Below are 19205 nucleotides of genomic sequence, written 5' to 3'. Positions count from 1 at the left end.
CGTATAGCAACCGAATGTTACCAAGAATTAATCCTACCAATACACAGGCGTGGTTCCTGCTGAAAAAACACCATGAAGAAGAGATGAGCAGGCGGCAGATGCGCGACCTGTTTTCGAACGATCCCGACAGGTTTGCGAAATTCTCGCTCAGGCTGGAAGATATCTTATTCGATTATTCAAAGAATATCATCAATCAGAAAACCCTTCAGCTTCTTCTGCAGCTGGCCGAAGACTGCAAACTCAGCGAAGCCATACATGACATGTTTGCCGGGCTGAAGATCAACGAAACCGAGCACAGATCTGTACTGCATACGGCATTGCGTAATTTTTCCTATACCCCGATCCTGGTAGACGGAAAAGATATTATGCCTCATGTGCAGCGGGTATTATCACACATGAAATCATTCTGTGACGAGATCCATGGGGGTAAACGGAAAGGTTATACCGGGAAAAAGATCCGTTATATCGTGAATATAGGTATTGGCGGCAGTGATCTCGGCCCGGTAATGGTAACCGAAGCATTGCGCCCGTACTGGAAAAAAGGTATAGAAACCTATTTTGTGAGCAATGTGGATGGTACGCATATCACAGAAACACTGAAAAAGGTAAAGCCGGAAGAAACCCTGTTCCTGGTAGCGTCGAAGACCTTTACCACGCAGGAAACAATGACCAATGCTCATACGGCACGGGCCTGGTTCCTGGAACATGCCGGCGATGAAGCACATATCGCACATCATTTTGCGGCATTGAGCACCAATGAAAAAGAAGTAACCGCCTTTGGAATAGATAAAGCCAATATGTTCGAATTCTGGGACTGGGTAGGCGGACGTTATTCCCTGTGGAGTGCCATCGGGCTTTCAATAGCGCTGACCATCGGCTATGATTCATTTGAATCGTTACTGAAAGGCGCGGCGGTTGCGGATGAACATTTCAGGAAAGAAAAGTTCGACAAAAACATCCCGGTGCTGATGGCGCTGATCGGCATCTGGTATACCAACTTTTTCGGCGCACAAAGCGAAGCCATACTGCCTTACGATCAGTACCTGCACAGGTTTGCGGCTTATATGCAGCAGGCCAATATGGAAAGCAACGGCAAGAGCATCGACCGCAGCGGCAATCCTGTAAACTATGCAACCGGCCCTGTGGTATGGGGCGAACCGGGCACCAACGGACAACATGCATTCTACCAGCTGATCCACCAGGGAACATCCGTTATCCCATGTGATTTCATTGCTCCCGCCATCAGTCATAATCCGGTAGGCGATCATCATATCAAACTGTTGTCTAACTTCTTTGCGCAGACAGAAGCGCTGATGAACGGCAAAAGTGAGAATGAGGTGAAAGTGGAATTCATGAAGGAAGACAAACCACAGGATGATATCAAAAGACTAGCACCTTTTAAAATATTTGAAGGCAACAAACCAACGAATTCGATTTTACTGAAAGAGATCACACCGCATAGTCTCGGCACACTTATTGCTTTATACGAGCACAAGATTTTTGCACAAGGTATTATCTGGAATATCTTCAGCTTTGATCAATGGGGTGTAGAGCTCGGCAAGCAGCTGGCAAGCCGTGTATTGCCGGAACTCAGCGATGATGCGGAAGTGCGTACACACGATTCGTCTACCAACGGATTGATCAATGCGTATAAGCAATTCAGGAAGAATAAGTGAGATTGATTTTCCAGACATTTAAAAAAGATCCATGCAGAATCTGATCATACGTGCTATTGCCCCGGGTGATAATGCCGCGCTGGCTGTTATCATCCGTAAAGCACTGGAAGAATTCGGTGCTGCTAAACCCGGAACAGTGTATTATGATGATTCAACCGACCATCTTTTTGAGCTGTTCAATGCAACACCATGTGCAGAATATTTCACAGCAGAATACAATGGCACTATTGTAGGCGGCGCAGGAATTTTCCCTACAGAAGGCTTGCCTGCAAATACCTGCGAGCTTGTAAAAATGTACCTCACTCCTTCTGCACGAGGTACCGGATTAGGAAGAACACTGATTGCACATTGTCTTGAAACAGCTGCCGCAGCAGGGTTTGAGCAGGTGTATCTTGAAACCATGCCCGAACTGAAACAGGCCGTTCGCGTTTATGAAAAATTCGGATTCAATTATCTTACTGCCCCTATTGGTAATACCGGACATGATGGTTGCGGCATCTGGATGCTGAAACAAATTGCGTAGAAATACGTAGCACTTCCACTTATCATTTTAAACAACCATTGATAACGGAGATGAAATTCTTTCGTTAGCACCGGTGTAGTTTTGCATTTCATTAAAACCTTAAGAGAAACATGAAAAAAGGATTATTCATTGCAGTATTTGCAATCAGTGCATTGACAGTTTCTGCACAGAAGAAAGAAGAAGCTAAGGTAAAATTTGCAGCAGGTGTATCTTTGTCATTACCTGTAGGTGATGCTAAAGACATCCTGAAAGTGGCTCCTGGTATTGAAGCGCAGGCAACATTGCCTGTGGCTACCAACCTCGAAGCATTTGCTCAGGCAGGTGTTCAGTTCTACACCGGCAAGACTGTAGGTGCTTTCAAATTTTCAAACCAAACACATGTACCATTGATGGTAGGTGCGCGTTATAACAGCAAGCTGATCCTGGGTGCAGGTATCGGTTACGGCATCTGGGCTGGCAGCGGCAACAGCAATTCCAACGGATTCCTGTATTCTCCGCAAGCTGGTTATGACTTCGGAAAAATCGAAGCACTGGCTAACTACACTTCAACTTCTGTAAGCGGCGGCAACCTGTCTGCCGTAGGTGTGAAAGTGTTCTACAAATTCTAATCAGCATAACACTGATAAAAAAAAGCGGCCTCGGCCGCTTTTTTTGTGCTTATATCAAGCGTTTATTTTTTCAGTGCGTCGATGATCGCGTTGAATTCTGCTGCAACAAGCGAAGCGCCGCCAACGAGTCCGCCATCAACATCAGGCTGTGAAAAAAGTTCAGCTGCATTACCGGCTTTTACGCTTCCGCCATAAAGGATCGTTATTTCTTCCGCAACATCATTGCCGTATTGTGCAGCTAATGCAGCACGGATGAATGCATGCATTTCCTGGGCCTGTTCGCTGCTCGCCGTTTTCCCTGTTCCGATGGCCCAGATGGGTTCATAGGCAATGATTACATTTTTAAGCTGTTCTGCTGAAAGATGATAAAGAGATTCCTTCAATTGCCTGCCAACGAAATCGTTCTGGCTACCCGCTTCACGGATCTCCAGCGGTTCGCCGCAGCAGAAGATCGGTGCAATATTATATTCAAGACAGATATTCAGTTTGTCTGCCAGAAACTGGTTGCTTTCATTGAAGTACTCACGGCGCTCCGAATGCCCGAGTACTACATATTTAATGCCGAGCGACTGCAGCATTTCTACGGATACCTCTCCGGTATAAGCACCGCTTTTTTTACTGTAGCAGTTCTGCGCCGACACGTACATATGCTCCCAGCCAGCCAGTTGCTGCTGCGCCATGGCGAGGTACGGAAACGGCACTGCAAATACCGCAATACGGTTTACATTCAATGTATGCTCGGCAGATAGAATATCATTCAGCAACTGTTCTCCCTGCTGTGCAGTAAGATTCATTTTCCAGTTGGCTGCTGCAATCTGTTTTCTCATAATCAGTTCTTTGTTTTATAGATGTTTTGTTTGAAGTATTATTATGATTGTTGTTCCGGAGTGCCGTACAGCTGCTTAAGAACCGATGCCTCCGTTGCCCCTAACTGCTGCTGTTTCATATTTTTCCAGTTGGCAATATCACGCAACGCCTTTTCTATATCATAACGTTCGTGACTTCCTGCCCAGCTGAAGTCTGCAATTACTTTAGGTTGTAATCCTGGTCCTGCAACATGACAACATACACCGATCACCGAACCGGTATTGATGGCTGTATTGATGGCAGTGCGTGAATAATCGCCCATGATCATGCCTGCTTTTGGTCCTGCGGCCACATAAGCGCCTGAGTACCGATCCCATACCTGTACTATCCCGCCGGTATTCTTTACATTACTGCAGGTGGTACCAGCTCCGAGATTGCACCATTCGCCGATCACTGCATCGCCGAGGTAACCATCATGCGCTTTATTGGAATAACCCATGAGAATACTGTTCTTGATCTCGCCGCCTCCCATGCAATACGGGCCGAGTGTTGTTGCGCCGTAAACACGACTGTTCAGTTTCAGTACCGAATGATCGCACATGGCAAAAGGCCCGCGAATGGAAGATCCTTCCATGATCACGGCATTCCTGCCTATATAGACCGGTCCTGCTGATGCATTGATATTGCAGCATTCCACTTCGGCACCATCTTCCACAAATATATTTTCGGGCGCGATCAACCTGTTGGAGGAAGAAAGCTGCCGGCTCTGCCTGTTGGCCGTGATCAGTGCAAAATCGTAACGAAGCAACCTGTCGTTCCACTGCGCCAGCTCCCAGGGATAACGGATCCGGTCGGTTTCACGGAAGTCTTTTACCGTCTGGAAGAATTGCAAAGGCGATGCGCCGTCAAAATCACCAAAAGGAATAACAGCGCGACCTGCAATAAACCCATGTTTGTCTGCCAGGCATTCACCTTCTGTTAAACCGGCGATTGCATCGAGCAGTTCAGCATCCGGTATTATGGTTGCATCGATCCAGAGTTGCGGGTTCTGCGTTTCGGGTAAAGGATATAATGGTTGCAGTAAGCCTGTTGTATGCAGGAACACTTCTTCCCTGCATATATGCGCCCAGCGTTCTGCAACAGTGAATATTCCCATGCGCAGGCTCCCGGTTGCCCTGGTTTGGGTAAACGGGTAAAGTCTTTCGCGGGAAGCATTGCAGAAAAGGATCAGTGCCATCTGTTTAATTTACAGGAGGAACATGACAAGGTTTCCTGGGTTGAGGCCCGCCGCCGTCTTCAGCGCGTTTGCAGGCCGGCGGCAGTTTTTTATAGGCATCCGGTTCTGCTTTTTCAGTATCGGCATCGAAGCCTGCATTGTTCAGCGCAGTGCGGATAGCAGAAGCGCTGGTTCTGTCTGGAAAGAACTGTACCTTGATCTCGCCCTGCAGCAGGTTGATCTTCCATTGGCTGATGCCGTTATCTGTATTGTCTTTTTCCCGGAGCAGGTATTTATCGAGGCGTTCTTTACATTCCCAGCATTTGAGATTGGGCGATTTGATGGTAACCCATTCCGGCTTAGGCTGCTGGGCATTTGCAGCAAAAGCTGTGCAGATCAGTAATGCAAATAAGATCAGGTTCTTTTTCATCGTATTGCTGTTTAGCTGAAGATAACAAGCGTTCCTTAAACAGAACGCAATAACAAGTTAAAAATCACAATCCTTTCCAGTTGGCCGGATCGCTGCTCCAGTTGAGGAGAACGGGTTCGAGGTCGGCAGGCACCTGCCCTTTTTCGATCGCCAGCGAGATGAGGCTGGGGTAATTGGTAAGTGACCGGAAAGGAACCCCTGCTTTTTCGAAATTATCCTTCGCAACATCAAAGCCGTAGTTGAAAATTGATACCATGCCGATCACTTCAACACCTGCATTACGCAGTACATCCACCACCTGCAGGCTGCTTTTGCCTGTAGAGATCAGATCTTCCACCACCACAACTTTCTGACCTTTTTCAACATTTCCTTCGATCTGGTTACCAAGGCCATGCTCTTTGGGCTTCGGACGCACATAAGCATAAGGCAGTTTCAGCTGATCAGCTGCCATAGCACCCCAGGCAATACCTGCGGTAGCCACGCCAGCCAGCAATTCAGCATCAGGATAGGCTTCGAAAATGACATTACATAATTCACTTTTAATGAAATCACGTACAAAAGGAAACGAGAGCACTTTCCTGTTATCGCAATAGATCGGACTTTTCCATCCGCTCGCCCAGGTAAAGGGTTCTGCGGGACTCAGTTTAACAGCTGCTACCTGCAACAGCTTTTCGGCTACGGCTTTTTGATTTGTCATGCCGCAAAAATAACCCCGGGAAGCATAGGGATAAGAATAAAATAGACCCATTTAAAGCCGGATCCAGATTATTTTTAAAAAAATTTTGGTGGAATGAAACTGATGCTGTTAACTTTGCCTAACAGTGTTAGATTTTAAAAAACATACACGCAGTGGCCAGTAAAGATCGCATACAGAAGCTCAAGGAAGACACCAGGCTCAATATCCTGAGTGCCAGCCTTGATATTGCGAAAGAAGAAGGCTGGGCCGCACTCAGCATGCGTAAGATCGCCGATAAGATCGATTACACTGCACCGGTTATCTACGAATATTTTGCCAATAAGGACGCGATATTGAGGGAACTGACCCGTATCGGGTATGTGAAGCTGGCAACAAGAATGGAGGAAGCCTGTAAACTCAGCACCACGCCCGAAGGACAGCTGGAAGCGATGTGGCTGGCTTACTGGAACTTCGCATTCGCCTATAAAGAGCTGTACCAGGTAATGTATGGCGTGGAAATGAACTGTTGTACGGCATTGAATGAATGCCCTGACTATTCGAAACCCATGAATATGCTCTGGGATAAGATCGAAGAGATCACACCGCCGGAAAGACGGAATGAAGAATACATCGACCGGAAATATTATACCTTCTGGAGCGTGGTACACGGACTGATCTCCATCAACCTTACCAACCAGCTCAGTCGTGAAGAAATTAACCGCGAGGTACTGAGAGACGCTATCACAGGCGTTATCAACTCTATTAAAAACTAAAACCATGTAACAAACCAACAAGAGAAAACAAGACAAGCGATCCAAACAAAGCAGAAGTACATTGTACTTTTTTTAATCCCTTTCAATTAACAGTGTTAGACAATCTACCAACGTTTTTTCAAGGGATCCCAGGCAGTTTAAAAAGACTGTTTTTTTAGCTCAAACACTTAACACCGTTAGAAAATTTAATTACGTTATGAAGAAGCTCTCCATCTATCTCGCATATGCTGCTGTACTTTATTTCGCAGCCTGTGCAGGCAAGGACAATAACCAGCAGGCTGCTCCACCACCTCCTGCCCTGCCCGTTGTAAAATTAGAATCCGGTTCAGCAACAACCTGGCAGTCGTATCCTGCCACTGTTGAAGGAACAACAAACGTAGATATCCGCCCGCAGGTGAGCGGCTATCTCGAAAAGATCTATGTACAGGATGGCGCCTGGGTAAACCAGGGGCAACCGCTGTTCAGCATCAATGCAAAAGAATATAACCAGTACAGCAAAACCGCCGATGCAAATATCCAGCTCGCAAAAGCAAGCGTGGAGCGGGCACAGGTGGAAGTAGACCGGCTGGAACCCCTGGTAGCAGGCAAAGTGATCTCTGAAGTACAGCTGAAAACGGCTAAGGCAGTATTACGCGAAGCGCAGGCAGGTTATGCACAGGCGATCAGCGGTAAAAGCAGTGCAGAGATCACACTGGGTTATACACTGATCACGGCTCCTGTGAGCGGTTATGTTGGCCATATCAATTTCAAACAGGGCAGCCTGATCGGCAAAGGCGAACAGCTTCCGCTTACCAGTGTTACTGCGGTGGACAATGTTCACGCTTATTTCAGCATGAGTGAAGCAGACTTTTTCGGATTCTTCGCGCATGTGGAAGGTAACAGTGTTGAAGAAAAGATCAAACGCCTTCCGGCTGTAGAACTGCAGCTGGCAGACAATACCCTGTATCCTGAAAAAGGTAAGGTAGAACTTGTGCAGGGACAGTTCGACAGAACATCGGGCAGCATTGCCTTCCGCGCATTGTTCACCAACAAAGAAAAATTACTGCGTTCCGGTATCAGCGGCAGGATCCGTATTCCTTTTCAGCAGAATGATAAACTGCTTGTACCTCAGCAGAGCACGTTCGAGCTGCAGGATAAAGTGTTCGTGTTTGCGCTGGGCGACAGCAACAAAGTGGCCGGCAGACAGATCACCGTTATCGGTAAAAGCGGCAGTAATTATATTGTTGAAAAAGGCCTGAACAAAGGTGAAACCATTGTGTACAGCGGTATTCAGAGATTGAGAGACGGTGCAGTGATCACACCGCAACGCATCTCACTCGATAGTGTACTTGCTGCGCGCTGATATTATTCACAATTGCCCGGAAGATGTTCAGGATATTCCGTGAACCGCAACATTCCAATCGTTGCACAACGCAAACCGTTTGTGTTTTTGCGGACACACGAAATGTCTTAGACCTGTCGCTCAGGCCGCTGGGCCTCGTCTTTGCGCCAACGCCTCTTTGGCTTCTATCAAAATGTGCTGCGCATCATTTCGATTACCTGCGCTTCGCTGGGTACCGAACCCAAAGAGGCGTCTCTGCAAAGACTGGTAGAATTTATTTCTAACAATTGTGAGCTATCGTTTTAACCTACAAATTTTTACAGCCAATAAAGCTGACAGCAGGCTATTGCCTGCACCAATCATACAACAACAATTTATGCTACAGAAATTCATCAAACGCCCGGTGCTTTCCACAGTGATCTCGATATTGCTGGTATTGCTGGGTCTCGTTTCATTAACCAAACTGCCCGTTACACAGTTCCCGGACATTGCGCCGCCGGCTGTGCTTGTTACTGCGGCTTACCCTGGTGCAAGCGCCGAAGTGGTTGCACGTTCGGTAGCCACACCGCTCGAAGAAGCCATCAATGGTGTGGAGAACATGACATACATGACCTCCAACAGCAATAACGACGGTACCATGACTTTAAGCGTATTCTTCACTGCAGGTACCGATCCGGATATCGCATCGGTGAATGTACAGAACCGTGTGGCCAAAGCCAGTAATCTGATCCCTGCTGAAGTTTTACAGGCAGGTGTCTCTACACAAAAACAACAGAACAGTATCATCATGGCTATTGCTCTCTTCAGCGATGGCAGTTACGATGAAACATTCCTGCAGAACTATGCCAAGATCAATATCGTACCTGAAATACAACGCGTACACGGCGTAGGACAAGCTACTATTTTCGGTACAAAGGATTACGCCATGCGGATCTGGCTCAAGCCCGACCGTCTCAGCAGCTATGGTCTTTCTGCACAGGATGTACTGGCTGCTATCCGGGAGCAGAACCTGGAAGCGGCACCTGGTAAATTCGGGGAAGGCAGTAATGAATCGTTCGAATATGTGATCAAATACAAGGGCAAACTCAATAACAGCGAAGACTATGAGAACATCATCCTGAAAGCCGGTAACGACGGATCGATGATACGCCTGAAAGATGTGGCGAGAGTTGGTCTCGGCTCATTCAATTACAGTTCTGAAGCGAAAGTAGACAAAGGGCCATCTACCGGTATCCTCATCTACCAGACTGCGGGTTCCAATGCGAATGAAATTCTGACCGAAGTCAACCGCATCATGGAGCGCGTAAACAAAGACCTGCCCAAAGGGGTTAAAACCTTTGTTCCTTATTCCTCAAAAGAATTCCTCGATGCATCGATCGATAAAGTAAAACATACGCTTGTAGAAGCGTTTATCCTCGTATTCATCGTTGTATTTCTGTTCCTGCAGGATCTGCGTTCAACACTGATCCCTGCTATTGCCGTACCCGTGGCGATACTCGGCACTTTCTTCTTCATGCAGCTTTTCGGGTTCACCATCAACCTGCTCACCCTGTTCGCACTGATACTGGCTATCGGTATCGTGGTGGATGATGCCATCGTGGTGGTGGAAGCCGTACATACGAAAATGGCCAATGAACACCTGCCCGCGCGGCAGGCTACGCTAAAGAGCATGGGTGAGATCTCGGGTGCCATCATTTCCATCACGCTTGTAATGGCTGCGGTATTCGTACCGGTTGGCTTTATGCAGGGGCCGGCGGGGATTTTCTATAAACAGTTCGCCTTCACGCTTGCGATCGCGATCCTGATCTCGGCCATCAATGCGCTTACACTGAGCCCTGCACTGTCTGCACTTTTCCTGAAGAATAATCATGCAGTACCGGGCAAGCCCAAAGGTATCAAAGCCAGGTTCTTCAGTGCATTTAACGCCGGTTTCGACAATCTCACCAACCGTTACAGCAATTCTTTGCGTTTCCTGGTGAAAACAAAATGGATCGCGCTTTCGGGCCTGGTGATCATCACCATTACAACTGTTATACTTGTAAAACGCACTCCTACCGGTTTTATTCCTACCGAAGACCAGAGTATATTCCTGTACTCACTCAGCATGCCTCCGGGCGCTTCGCTGGAACGTACCAAAAAGGAAATTGCGAAAGTTGACAGCATCATTGCTACGGTTGAAGGCGTTGAAAAATCATACAGTGTTGCGGGTATGAATATCATTACCAACGCAACCAGTCCTATTAACGGTCTTGCGTTCGTGAAACTGAAGAAACCCGGACATCGCGGTAAAACGGAAGATATCAATGCGATCCTTGGTGAAGTGAACCAGAAACTTGCCGTGATCTCTGCTGCCGATCTTTTCACATTTACATTGCCGACCGTACAAGGGTTTGGTAATACCAACGGTTTTGAGCTGATCCTTCAGGACAGGGCCGGTGGAAAGCTGGAAGACCTGAGTGCTACTGCAAACGGTTTTATCGGTGAATTGATGAAACGCCCTGAGATCATGTATGCCTTCACCACATTCAATACCGGCAACCCGCAATACAAACTCAATATAGATGAGGCGAAGGCCAAACAGTTAGGCGTTTCCGTAAGTGATCTGCTGCAGACATTCCAGACCTATTACGGAAGCCTGCAGGCCGGTGATTTCAATAAATACGGCAAACAATATAAAGTGGTTCTGCAGTCGGATGTTCCTTACCGTGTAGACCCTGAAACACTCAATGACGTGCAGGTGAAAAACAACCTTGGCGAAATGGTTCCGGTGAAAACAATCGTGAGTCTTGAAAAAGTGTACGGCCCTGAAACCGTAACCAGGAACAATCTTTTCAACGCGGTTACCATCAATGGTGTTCCCAAGCCCGGTTACAGTTCCGGCCAGGCGCTTAAAGCCATTGAAGAAACAGCTGCATCTTACCTGCCAAGAGGTTATGCGTTCGAGTGGGGCGGTCTTACACGTGAAGAACAGCAATCCGGATCACAGACAACACTGATCTTCCTGATGTCGGTGGTGTTTGTATACTTCCTGCTTGCCGCACAATATGAAAGTTACCTGCTGCCTTTCGCAGTGATCCTATCCGTTCCGACAGGTCTGCTGGGCGTCTTCGCATTCATCGGACTGGCGGGTATCGACAACAATATCTACGTTCAGGTGGGATTGATCATGCTGATCGGTCTGCTGGCGAAAAACGCGATCCTGATCGTGGAATATGCGGTTCAGCGGAGAAAAGCCGGTTTATCGATAAGGCATGCAGCTATTGAAGCATCACGTCTTCGTCTGCGCCCGATCCTGATGACATCATTTGCATTTATTGCAGGCCTGATCCCCTTACTTACAGCTACAGGTGCTTCGGCCATGGGTAACCGTTCAATCGGAACCGGTGCTGTAGGCGGTATGCTTACCGGTGTGATACTCGGCATCTTCATCATTCCTGTACTGTTTACCATTTTCCAGTATCTCCAGGAAAAAGTAAGCAGCCGCAAAATTGAAGAACACGATGAGGAATGGGTGATGGACAGGCTTGAAATGCAAAAAAACTAATCGTACTACAATTATCTCCCGATCATGAAAATTTCAAATCTCTTTATATTACCCTTACTGCTGCTGGTTTTCAGCGGTTGTAAGGTATCCAAAAATCTTGCAACACCGGAGCAGGTATTACCAGCCAGCTACCGTGATGTAGTTGCAACCGATTCAGCTAACATAGCTCAGATCTCCTGGAACCAGTTCTTTGTAAACAGGGAATTACAGCAGTTAATCGATTCTGCACTGACGAACAATTTCGACATGCAGCTTGCGCTGAAGAACATTGAAGCAGCTCAGCTGCTGGTAAAACAAAGCAAGCTCGGCTACCTGCCAGAAGCAAGACTGCAGGCATCCGGATCTATCAACAGACCCTCAGATAACAGTCTCACAGGATTGAGCCTGAGCCAGTTTCTCGGCCGGCCTTATGTGGAAGATTATTCTGTAAATGTTGGCATCAGCTGGGAAGCAGATATCTGGGGCAAGATCAAAAACCAGCAGTCGAAAGCGTTGGCAGCTTATTTACAAACTGCTGAAGCGAGAAAAACGATCCAGACAAGTCTCGTAGCATCGGTTGCAAAAGGTTATTACCACCTGCTCATGCTCGATGCACAGATGCTGATCGCTAAAAAGAACCTTGCCTTAAGCGACAGTACTTTACAGATGATGGAACTGCAGTACCGTGCAGGACAATTAACTGCACTCGGACTGCAGCAGGCAACCGCCCAGCGTCTCAGCGCGGCAGAACTGATCCCCGCACTGCAGCAAGCCATAGAGCTCGAAGAAAACCGCCTGAGCGTGCTTTCCGGCGTAACACCGAAAGCTATTAAAAGAACGGGCAGTATTTATGAAAAGATATATGCAGGCGATCTGTCGGCAGGTTATCCTTCTGCCCTGCTCGCCAACAGGCCCGATATCAAAGCAAAGGAACTTGATCTCGTCATTGCCAACGCCAATACCGGGATTGCCAAAGCAGCGATGTATCCAACGCTCAGCATCACAGCTTCCGGCGGTGTGAATGCGTTCCTGGCAAGTAACTGGTTCAACATTCCGGCGTCTTTGTTTACCACTGCATTTGCCGGCATTACCCAGCCATTGTTCCAGCAGGGAAAACTGAAGACGCAATACAAGGTATCTGAGGTGGAAAGGGAAAAAACCGTGATCGCATTCAGGCAAAGTGTAGTGAATGCAGCGGGAGAAGTGACAGATGCCCTGGTAAAACTGAACAGGCTGAAAGAACAGCAGTCCGTTACACAACAAAAAGTAAACACACTGCAGCAGAGCATCAGTAATGCTAAAATGCTTTTTACAAACGGCATGGCCAACTACCTTGAAGTGATCACAGCCCAAAGCAATGTACTTCAGGCAGAATTATCACTGGCACAACTGCAGGAACAACAGTCTTCGGCAGCAATAGAATTATACCGCTCGTTAGGCGGAGGCTGGAAATAAAAGAAGTGAGCCGCAAAGTCCCCTTCGGGAGACAATGCGGAGGATACAAAGAAGGGACCGCAACGTCCCCTCCGGGAGACAATGCGGAGATAAATCGATAGATGAGTGGAGAGTGGTATAAGAGCGGGCTTTTGCCCGCTCTTTTTTTTGTGCATGTATGTTCCGATCAGCTAAGGGTCATAGTATTATAGCTGGCTGCTGATCGCATTTCCGCAGAGGCTCTTCGGGAGATCGCTGCAAAAAACAAGAATGTTACCAAATTGGTAACATTTGTTGTATATTTGCCTATGAGGATTATTGCCGTAAGAACGTTAAAGGAATATTGGGAGGAATTTCCACAGGCGAAACAGGCGTTATTGTCGTGGTACGAAGAAACGGAAATGGCAAACTGGTCTAGCCCGAATGAATTAAAATCTCAATACCGGAATGCATCTGTTATAGCGGAAAAGAGAGTTGTTTTTAACATTCATGGAAATGCTTACCGGTTGACATTGAATACCGTTTAAAAATAGTATTTATAGTATGGTTTGGCACGCACAAACAATATGATAAAACAGATGTAAAAAAGACAAATTATGGTAAAGCCAATAAAAAATAACGAACAATACGAAGATGCATTAGCACGGGTATATACCCTCATGCAAAAAAACATTAAACCCGATTCAAAAGATTCGGACGAACTCGAAATTCTCTCGATCCTGATTAAGGAATATGAACTTATTCATTTCCCTGTTCCGAAACCAAATCCGCTGGAAGCTATTAAATTCCGTCTTGAACAAATCAATATGTCCGAGGCTGAGTTATCAGAAATCCTGGGGTATCGTTCCAGGAAATCAGAGATCCTGTCAGGTAAAAGAAAACTGAATCTTACCATGATCCGTAAACTGGTTGAAAAGTTGCAGATACCTGCTGATGTATTGATACAGGCCTATTGACAGCCCATAAACTTCCATCTTTACATGCAGGAGAATTTTTCTACCCATACCTGAATAAACCAGCAATATCATAATCCGCGTATTGCCAGGCTTTATCAAAACGTTTTTTTACCGATACTGCATCTTCACTCCTTCCCTGTTTTCTGAGGGCTTCATATAAGCCTATGAGTGCCCAGCCATTTTCTTTCCAGGTGCGCAGGTCTTCCTCATATATCTTTTGTGCTTCGGCATACCTGCCGGCCTGCAGCAATGCATTTCCCAGCTGATGCCGCACAGAGAAGAACCAGTCGGGCGGCTCATTATAATTGAGATTGTCTTCGATGGCAATTGCTTTTGTGTATTCGCCGAACGCTTTATCAAACTCTTTTTTATTCCTGTGGATTTCTGCGGTAAGTACATGTACCGCAATCTGCACGATATCCGACATCGTATTGATATTCCAGATATTCATCAATTTCAGTGAAGTGTCTTTAGCCAGTCCCTTCAGCATGGCCAATTCGTTTTCGGCTTTTGCATGCGCTTTCTTTCCGAGAAAAGCCAGTCCCCTTGCGTAATGCAATATGGCACGGGGATATACCAGGTCTTTATTCAGTGCGTTAATGGCCAGTATGCTATCCCAAAGCGCGAACTTCACAGCCACAAAATATGGAACGGAATAATAATGCTGCAGTGTTCCCCAGCCCGGCTGTATCATCACATCCTTAGCTGTTTTCTCCTGTACTGTTTTTGCCGCATCCCAGGCAAGTCTCGAATTACCTTCAAATGTTGCCGTAGCTGCTAAATAATGATAGTTATGCGGATAATAAGCCAGCGGATATGCGCCCTGTGCATGACAGGATGTTATATAACTGCTGTCTGCTTTTACTGCCGCAATATTCGCAAGTGAACCCAGGTGGTAATCTCCGGTCCAGATGTAAATATGAGAAGGCATATGCACCAAATGTCCTGAACCAGGAACAAGCGTCATCAGCAGGTTGGCAGCAGCAAACGCTCTTTCCGGTTTATCTGAAGCTTCTACTGCATGAATATAAAAGTGCGGCGCCCCGGGATGCCGGGGATATTGTTTGATGAGTTTTTCCAGTATAGCTACTATTTCGGGCGTCCATGGTTTGGGTGCTTTTGTCTTTTTATAGTAAAGATCCCAGGGATGCATGTCCATTATCGACTCCGCATAAAGAGCGCTGATATCCGGATCATCAGGAAATACGGTATACACTTTCTTCATTTCTCCGGCAAAAGCAATATCGAGTGCTTTCCTGTCTGCGGGCGGCTCTGGTGCATAACGACTTTGCAAAGCTGTAATCAGCGCTTTTTCCTTTGCTGTACAATTACCCGCCAGCGACTGTGCTTTCTGAGCTGCCTGGTACGCTCTCTGGTAATTATCATCTTCCATACCGGCATTGTAGTTAGGTCCCAGCACATACGCAAAACCCCAGTAAGCCATTGCACAGTTTGAATCCAGCCGTGTTGCTTCAAAAAAAGACCGCGCTGCCTCCGCATGATTGAAACCATAAGACAGCATCATGCCCTGGTTGAAATAAGCCTGTGCTTCCCTGCTGTTGGTAGAAATTTTAAAATCGATTCCTTCCAGGCCATTTAATCTCGGCGCTTTGATACCGGCGGAATACCAGGCTTTATCAGTGGTGGCAGATGCACAACCGATGGCTGCAGATGTTGGTTCCGGTTTCTTTTCAGATCCGTTACAGCCAACTGCAAGTACAAAAATTGCAAGATAAAAGAAGCTTTTTTGCATATGAAAAGATTAAAAGTGTACGCATAAGTGCCTGTCGTTATTAATCCTTCATCTCTTAGCCTGTGAGACATTTTCTCTGTGCATGAATATTAATAAATATATGAAATATTATTACAAAATGATGTGAGTACCGCAGAGTTCTTTCACCCCAATCATGTATATAAAAGCTTTGTTAATTAAGCAGGGAGGGCAATCAGCTGATCGCAGAAAGGAAAACAAACGGCTTCGATCTGATCAGCAATAAACGACAGCCTGCCAGGCGGCAGTAGCTATACAAAGGAAACTACTGAAAATGACCGGAAGAACAATCTTCCTCCGGTCATGTGAAAACAAAAACCACCTTACGCAGCATCTTCCCGGGAAAACGTCTGCGGAGGATGTTATTAGTAATGTCAGTTATAGCACATTCCATGATAAACACCAGCGGAAATTTCTTTAAAAAGCTGCAGCAGCCAGCTCGCGGTTGATGGCAGCACCTGCAAAGCTACCGGCTGCAACACTGCTGGCAACCGACCGCATCATGGTAGTGTTATCTCCGGCAGCATACACACCTGCCACGCTGGTCTGCTGGAAAGAATCTGTCTGTATATAGCCCTGTTCCGTAAACGCACAACCGAGTGCAGCAGGAATAGCACATTTCTGCTCAAAAGGTACTGCAGCATATGCAGTTTCAACATTGTGCTTTTCCCCATCCTGTAACACCAGGCCGTTCACATAGCCGTTGTTGTGCAGAATCTCAGTAACCGGCGTCGTAATTACGCGGACATCATGTTCCGTAAGTTTTTCCAGCTGAACATCAGTGAAAAGCGGTTCGCCGGAAGTGAAAACCGTTATTTTTTTTGTGAGATGATACACCAGGGAAACAAGATGAAAAGCACGTTCACCATTTGCCATGATAGCGGTGTGCTTACCACGGTATTCATATCCGTGGCAATAAGGGCAATGGATCACTGAAATGCCCCAGCATTCTTTAAACCCGGGAATATCAGGGTAAATATCCCTGATGCCGGTTGCAAACAGCAGCTTACCTGCCGCAAATCTTCTTACACCTACTGTTTCAATGATAAAAGCTGTACCGTCTTTATAACCACGGATTGCGGTATCGCTGCAGAATTTTACAGTTGTATACCTGCTCACCTGCTCTTTCGCTATTGCGGCGATATCAGCAGGCCTACTGCCATCCTGTGTAAGAAAATTATGCGAATGTGGAGTCTGCAGATTGCAGGGATCTCCGCTGTCGATCACGATTACTTTACGCAATGATCTTCCGAGTGACATTGCCGCAGAAAGTCCTGCATAACTTCCGCCTGCAATGATCACATCATATGTTTCTGTTTCTGTCATATTTAAATGGTTTCAAGGTAAAGGTCCTGCAATTCTGATGCCGTCACATCACGTGTATAGATGGTATGTACAAGCCTGCCGCCTTTCATGATCCCGATGCGTGTTCCTACATTAACGGCATTGAATATGTCATGCGTAGCCATTAAGATCGTCTTCCCCTGTGCTGCCAGCTCTTTGCATATTGCAGTGAACTCAGCTGTCGCCCGCGGGTCGAGACCCGACGTAGGTTCATCCATCAGTATCACCTGCGCATTTTTGGCAAGCGCAATGGCTATCCCTACTTTTTGTCGCATGCCTTTGGAATAAGCGGATAACCGAACCATATGCGCCTGTTCCTGCAGACCGGCTTTAGATAAAAAACTTTTGAGTGTAGCAGTATCGTAACGAAAGCCAGCCAGCCGGCTGAAGTAACCCAGATTTTCTATCCCCGTCATGTTTCCGTATAACATAACCACTTCAGGTATATAGGAAAGGAATTTTCGTGTTTCATTTTTACCCGCATGAACCTGAACCTGGTTGATCTCCGCTTTACCTGCATCGGCGGCTGTAAAACCGAGGAACAGGTTAATGGTTGTGGTTTTCCCGGCGCCATTCTGACCGAGCAGGCAAAATATTTCACCTGCCCCAACCCGGAGTGTCAGGTTATCCAGTGCAATGTGATCGCCATATTTCTTTGTAAGTCCTGTAGCTGTAAGCATAATTATGTTTTTAAAGTGTATGTATCATCTGTATACCAGCCTGTCTTTCGTAAATCGTATTTCTGCAAACAGCAGCAGAATAAACGTGAGAACAATCATGACCGCCATATAGGCAGCTATTTCTCCGCCTGCCACAGCAACTGGCTGGTAAGTGAATTCAGGTAGCTTGTTCAGATCTGCAAGCGACAACCTTATATCGGGGATATGAAAAGCATATAAAGCCGACTGCCATTGCGCCTGATACATATTTACCTGCTGTTTGAATTGTGTATAAGATCCAAGGTCGTTGCCGGCCAGAGAACTGAACAGCTTTTGTGTGGAGAGTGCCGGGTTCCATCGGGAAAGTTCTCCGAACCGGTGGTTTCGCTGGTCTATCAGTTGCTGAAGTGGCAGCATTTTCCGCTCCATCCTCGCCGATAACAATGCATAATATCCGGCCACATAACGTGTGCTGAGTTTGAGTGTATCTTTTGCCGGGTTCGCGCTGGATAAGTATTCAGGATAGATCCGGTTAAAGCTGTCTGATAATACACGCGGGGAAGTTGCCCATATTTTTTCTCCCTGCTCCCGCCTGTAAGAAGCGATTTCATCGCGCATCGGTACAGGGTAACGGGATTGCACATAGGTATTGAAAGCCGAAGGAATCAGAATCAGTAAAAGCAACCACGCCCCAACAAGGTAAAGTCCTGTTACAGCTGCATTCCGTTTAAATGAAACAAGCAGGTAAGCAATGCCTGTCCAGAATAAAAGATAAAGCAGGCTCACCAGCGTCCAGGTAAGAGCAGCTTTCAATGAGAACCCTGATACCGGTATGATGATGACAAAAGCACTGACATCAAGAACCAGCACGCATGATGCAAGCAACAGGAAACGGAAAATAAATTTTAACCGGATGATGCGGTGCATATCTCCCGCCTGTACAATCAGCATGGGTAAAGTGCCTGCATCCTTTTCAGCTGAGAAAACAGAAAAACAGAATACCGATACAAGCAATGGAAGTATGAACACGATAACAAAAGCAAGATCAAAACCACCGGCGAGCAGGCTCATCGGATTATTGACCGGAACATCTTCTTTGGGTTGATAATCCTTTACATATTTTACCACATAATGCCAGGGTTGAATATCGGCAATACCCAAAGCCAGCGGCCCTAATGGCTCAGGCACTTTAATCGCAGTCTGCGGAAGCCGGAAATTCACCATTACCGCCATACCTGCGGAAGCAGCGTCTTTCTTCGCCTGTTCTGTAGAAGTATCTGCTAATTTTGATGCCACACTCTGAAAGTCGCGCAGGGAAGTCTGACGGATACTATCAACCTGGATATTTCTTATCCTGATATCCCGGTACCCTGTGCCGATCGATAATAACCCTGCCAGCAGGAATATAAGCAATGCGCCTGGCAACCATCGCTGCCGCAATAACTGGCGCCATTCATGTGCAAAAACAATTCTTCTCAATGACATGGG

At 46.7% G+C, this 19205-nt stretch carries 16 protein-coding genes and 1 pseudogene; 9 read left to right on the top strand and 8 right to left on the bottom strand.

Annotated elements, in window-relative coordinates; translation table 11 throughout:
• The first annotated feature begins 14 nt into the window (after nucleotides 1–14).
• The 3 genes from pgi (at nucleotide 15) to B5D42_RS11950 (ending at nucleotide 2807) form a co-directional block, all read left to right on the top strand.
• Complete coding sequence (pgi, locus tag B5D42_RS11960; RefSeq protein WP_078831745.1) at nucleotides 15–1676, top strand: glucose-6-phosphate isomerase; 1662 nt, start codon at nucleotides 15–17, stop codon at nucleotides 1674–1676.
• 31 nt (nucleotides 1677–1707) lie between these two features.
• Nucleotides 1708–2199 carry a GNAT family N-acetyltransferase gene (locus B5D42_RS11955; RefSeq protein ID WP_078831744.1) on the top strand — a complete coding sequence of 164 codons (492 nt, stop codon included), beginning with the start codon at nucleotides 1708–1710 and terminating at the stop codon, nucleotides 2197–2199.
• 110 nt (nucleotides 2200–2309) lie between these two features.
• Nucleotides 2310–2807, top strand: coding sequence for a hypothetical protein (locus B5D42_RS11950; RefSeq protein WP_078831743.1), 498 nt, complete (start codon nucleotides 2310–2312; stop codon nucleotides 2805–2807).
• Nucleotides 2808–2869: 62 nt separating this feature from the next.
• On the opposite strand, the gene tpiA is transcribed toward B5D42_RS11950, so the two are convergent.
• The 4 genes from tpiA to pyrE all read right to left on the bottom strand — a co-directional run bounded on the left by tpiA (nucleotide 2870) and on the right by pyrE (nucleotide 5957).
• Nucleotides 2870–3634, bottom strand: a complete 765-nt coding sequence (gene tpiA / locus B5D42_RS11945; RefSeq protein ID WP_078831742.1) for a triose-phosphate isomerase — start codon at nucleotides 3632–3634, stop codon at nucleotides 2870–2872.
• A gap of 41 nt (nucleotides 3635–3675) precedes the next feature.
• Complete coding sequence (locus B5D42_RS11940; protein WP_078831741.1) at nucleotides 3676–4851, bottom strand: putative sugar nucleotidyl transferase; 1176 nt, start codon at nucleotides 4849–4851, stop codon at nucleotides 3676–3678.
• Between the two features lie 4 nt (nucleotides 4852–4855).
• Nucleotides 4856–5260 (bottom strand): heavy-metal-associated domain-containing protein, encoded by a 405-nt coding sequence (locus B5D42_RS11935; RefSeq protein ID WP_078831740.1) that lies wholly within the window; start codon nucleotides 5258–5260, stop codon nucleotides 4856–4858.
• Nucleotides 5261–5324: 64 nt separating this feature from the next.
• Nucleotides 5325–5957, bottom strand: a complete 633-nt coding sequence (gene pyrE / locus B5D42_RS11930; protein WP_078831739.1) for an orotate phosphoribosyltransferase — start codon at nucleotides 5955–5957, stop codon at nucleotides 5325–5327.
• A gap of 152 nt (nucleotides 5958–6109) precedes the next feature.
• Here pyrE and B5D42_RS11925 point away from each other — a divergent pair, with 152 nt between their 5' ends.
• The 6 genes and pseudogenes from B5D42_RS11925 (at nucleotide 6110) to B5D42_RS11900 (ending at nucleotide 13943) form a co-directional block, all read left to right on the top strand.
• Complete coding sequence (locus B5D42_RS11925; protein ID WP_078831738.1) at nucleotides 6110–6709, top strand: TetR/AcrR family transcriptional regulator; 600 nt, start codon at nucleotides 6110–6112, stop codon at nucleotides 6707–6709.
• A gap of 196 nt (nucleotides 6710–6905) precedes the next feature.
• Nucleotides 6906–8051, top strand: a complete 1146-nt coding sequence (locus tag B5D42_RS11920) for an efflux RND transporter periplasmic adaptor subunit (RefSeq protein ID WP_078831737.1) — start codon at nucleotides 6906–6908, stop codon at nucleotides 8049–8051.
• Between the two features lie 355 nt (nucleotides 8052–8406).
• Nucleotides 8407–11574, top strand: a complete 3168-nt coding sequence (locus tag B5D42_RS11915; RefSeq protein WP_078831736.1) for an efflux RND transporter permease subunit — start codon at nucleotides 8407–8409, stop codon at nucleotides 11572–11574.
• 24 nt (nucleotides 11575–11598) lie between these two features.
• The gene (locus tag B5D42_RS11910) at nucleotides 11599–13008 is read left to right on the top strand and encodes an efflux transporter outer membrane subunit (RefSeq protein ID WP_078831735.1); all 1410 of its coding nucleotides are present in this window, start codon (nucleotides 11599–11601) and stop codon (nucleotides 13006–13008) included.
• Nucleotides 13009–13295: 287 nt separating this feature from the next.
• Nucleotides 13296–13606: pseudogene (locus B5D42_RS18320) on the top strand (type II toxin-antitoxin system HigB family toxin).
• Nucleotides 13584–13943: a helix-turn-helix domain-containing protein gene (locus B5D42_RS11900; protein WP_078831734.1), complete on the top strand. Its 360-nt coding sequence runs from the start codon at nucleotides 13584–13586 to the stop codon at nucleotides 13941–13943. The pseudogene B5D42_RS18320 and the gene B5D42_RS11900 overlap by 23 nt, the downstream one beginning before the upstream one ends.
• Nucleotides 13944–13983: 40 nt before the next feature.
• Here the strand turns inward: B5D42_RS11900 and B5D42_RS11895 are convergent, their stop codons facing one another.
• From B5D42_RS11895 to B5D42_RS11880, 4 genes are all read right to left on the bottom strand, one after another.
• Nucleotides 13984–15696, bottom strand: coding sequence for a tetratricopeptide repeat protein (locus tag B5D42_RS11895; RefSeq protein ID WP_078831733.1), 1713 nt, complete (start codon nucleotides 15694–15696; stop codon nucleotides 13984–13986).
• Nucleotides 15697–16131: 435 nt separating this feature from the next.
• Nucleotides 16132–17040, bottom strand: coding sequence for an NAD(P)/FAD-dependent oxidoreductase (locus tag B5D42_RS11890; RefSeq protein WP_078831732.1), 909 nt, complete (start codon nucleotides 17038–17040; stop codon nucleotides 16132–16134).
• 2 nt (nucleotides 17041–17042) lie between these two features.
• Nucleotides 17043–17738: an ABC transporter ATP-binding protein gene (locus B5D42_RS11885; RefSeq protein ID WP_078831731.1), complete on the bottom strand. Its 696-nt coding sequence runs from the start codon at nucleotides 17736–17738 to the stop codon at nucleotides 17043–17045.
• A gap of 24 nt (nucleotides 17739–17762) precedes the next feature.
• Entirely contained in the window at nucleotides 17763–19202 is a 1440-nt protein-coding gene (locus tag B5D42_RS11880; protein WP_078831730.1) for an ABC transporter permease subunit, read from the bottom strand.
• Nucleotides 19203–19205 lie beyond the last annotated feature (3 nt).

The sequence above is a fragment of the Sediminibacterium ginsengisoli genome (genome assembly GCF_900167075.1).
Lineage (GTDB): Bacteria > Bacteroidota > Bacteroidia > Chitinophagales > Chitinophagaceae > Sediminibacterium > Sediminibacterium ginsengisoli.
The sequence above is the reverse complement of the archived record's forward strand: the minus strand, read 5'-3'. Positions and strand labels throughout refer to the sequence as shown.

Bases quoted from the DNA above. Each gene is read 5' to 3' on its own strand.
- pgi (WP_078831745.1), top strand. From the start codon at position 15: ATGTTACCAAGAATTAATCCTACCAATACACAGGCGTGGTTCCTGCTG.
- B5D42_RS11955 (WP_078831744.1), top strand. From the start codon at position 1,708: ATGCAGAATCTGATCATACGTGCTATTGCCCCGGGTGATAATGCCGCG.
- B5D42_RS11950 (WP_078831743.1), top strand. From the start codon at position 2,310: ATGAAAAAAGGATTATTCATTGCAGTATTTGCAATCAGTGCATTGACA.
- tpiA (WP_078831742.1), bottom strand. From the start codon at position 3,634: ATGAGAAAACAGATTGCAGCAGCCAACTGGAAAATGAATCTTACTGCA.
- B5D42_RS11940 (WP_078831741.1), bottom strand. From the start codon at position 4,851: ATGGCACTGATCCTTTTCTGCAATGCTTCCCGCGAAAGACTTTACCCG.
- B5D42_RS11935 (WP_078831740.1), bottom strand. From the start codon at position 5,260: ATGAAAAAGAACCTGATCTTATTTGCATTACTGATCTGCACAGCTTTT.
- pyrE (WP_078831739.1), bottom strand. From the start codon at position 5,957: ATGACAAATCAAAAAGCCGTAGCCGAAAAGCTGTTGCAGGTAGCAGCT.
- B5D42_RS11920 (WP_078831737.1), top strand. From the start codon at position 6,906: ATGAAGAAGCTCTCCATCTATCTCGCATATGCTGCTGTACTTTATTTC.
- B5D42_RS11915 (WP_078831736.1), top strand. From the start codon at position 8,407: ATGCTACAGAAATTCATCAAACGCCCGGTGCTTTCCACAGTGATCTCG.
- B5D42_RS11910 (WP_078831735.1), top strand. From the start codon at position 11,599: ATGAAAATTTCAAATCTCTTTATATTACCCTTACTGCTGCTGGTTTTC.
- B5D42_RS11900 (WP_078831734.1), top strand. From the start codon at position 13,584: ATGGTAAAGCCAATAAAAAATAACGAACAATACGAAGATGCATTAGCA.
- B5D42_RS11895 (WP_078831733.1), bottom strand. From the start codon at position 15,696: ATGCAAAAAAGCTTCTTTTATCTTGCAATTTTTGTACTTGCAGTTGGC.
- B5D42_RS11890 (WP_078831732.1), bottom strand. From the start codon at position 17,040: ATGACAGAAACAGAAACATATGATGTGATCATTGCAGGCGGAAGTTAT.
- B5D42_RS11885 (WP_078831731.1), bottom strand. From the start codon at position 17,738: ATGCTTACAGCTACAGGACTTACAAAGAAATATGGCGATCACATTGCA.
- B5D42_RS11880 (WP_078831730.1), bottom strand. From the start codon at position 19,202: ATGTCATTGAGAAGAATTGTTTTTGCACATGAATGGCGCCAGTTATTG.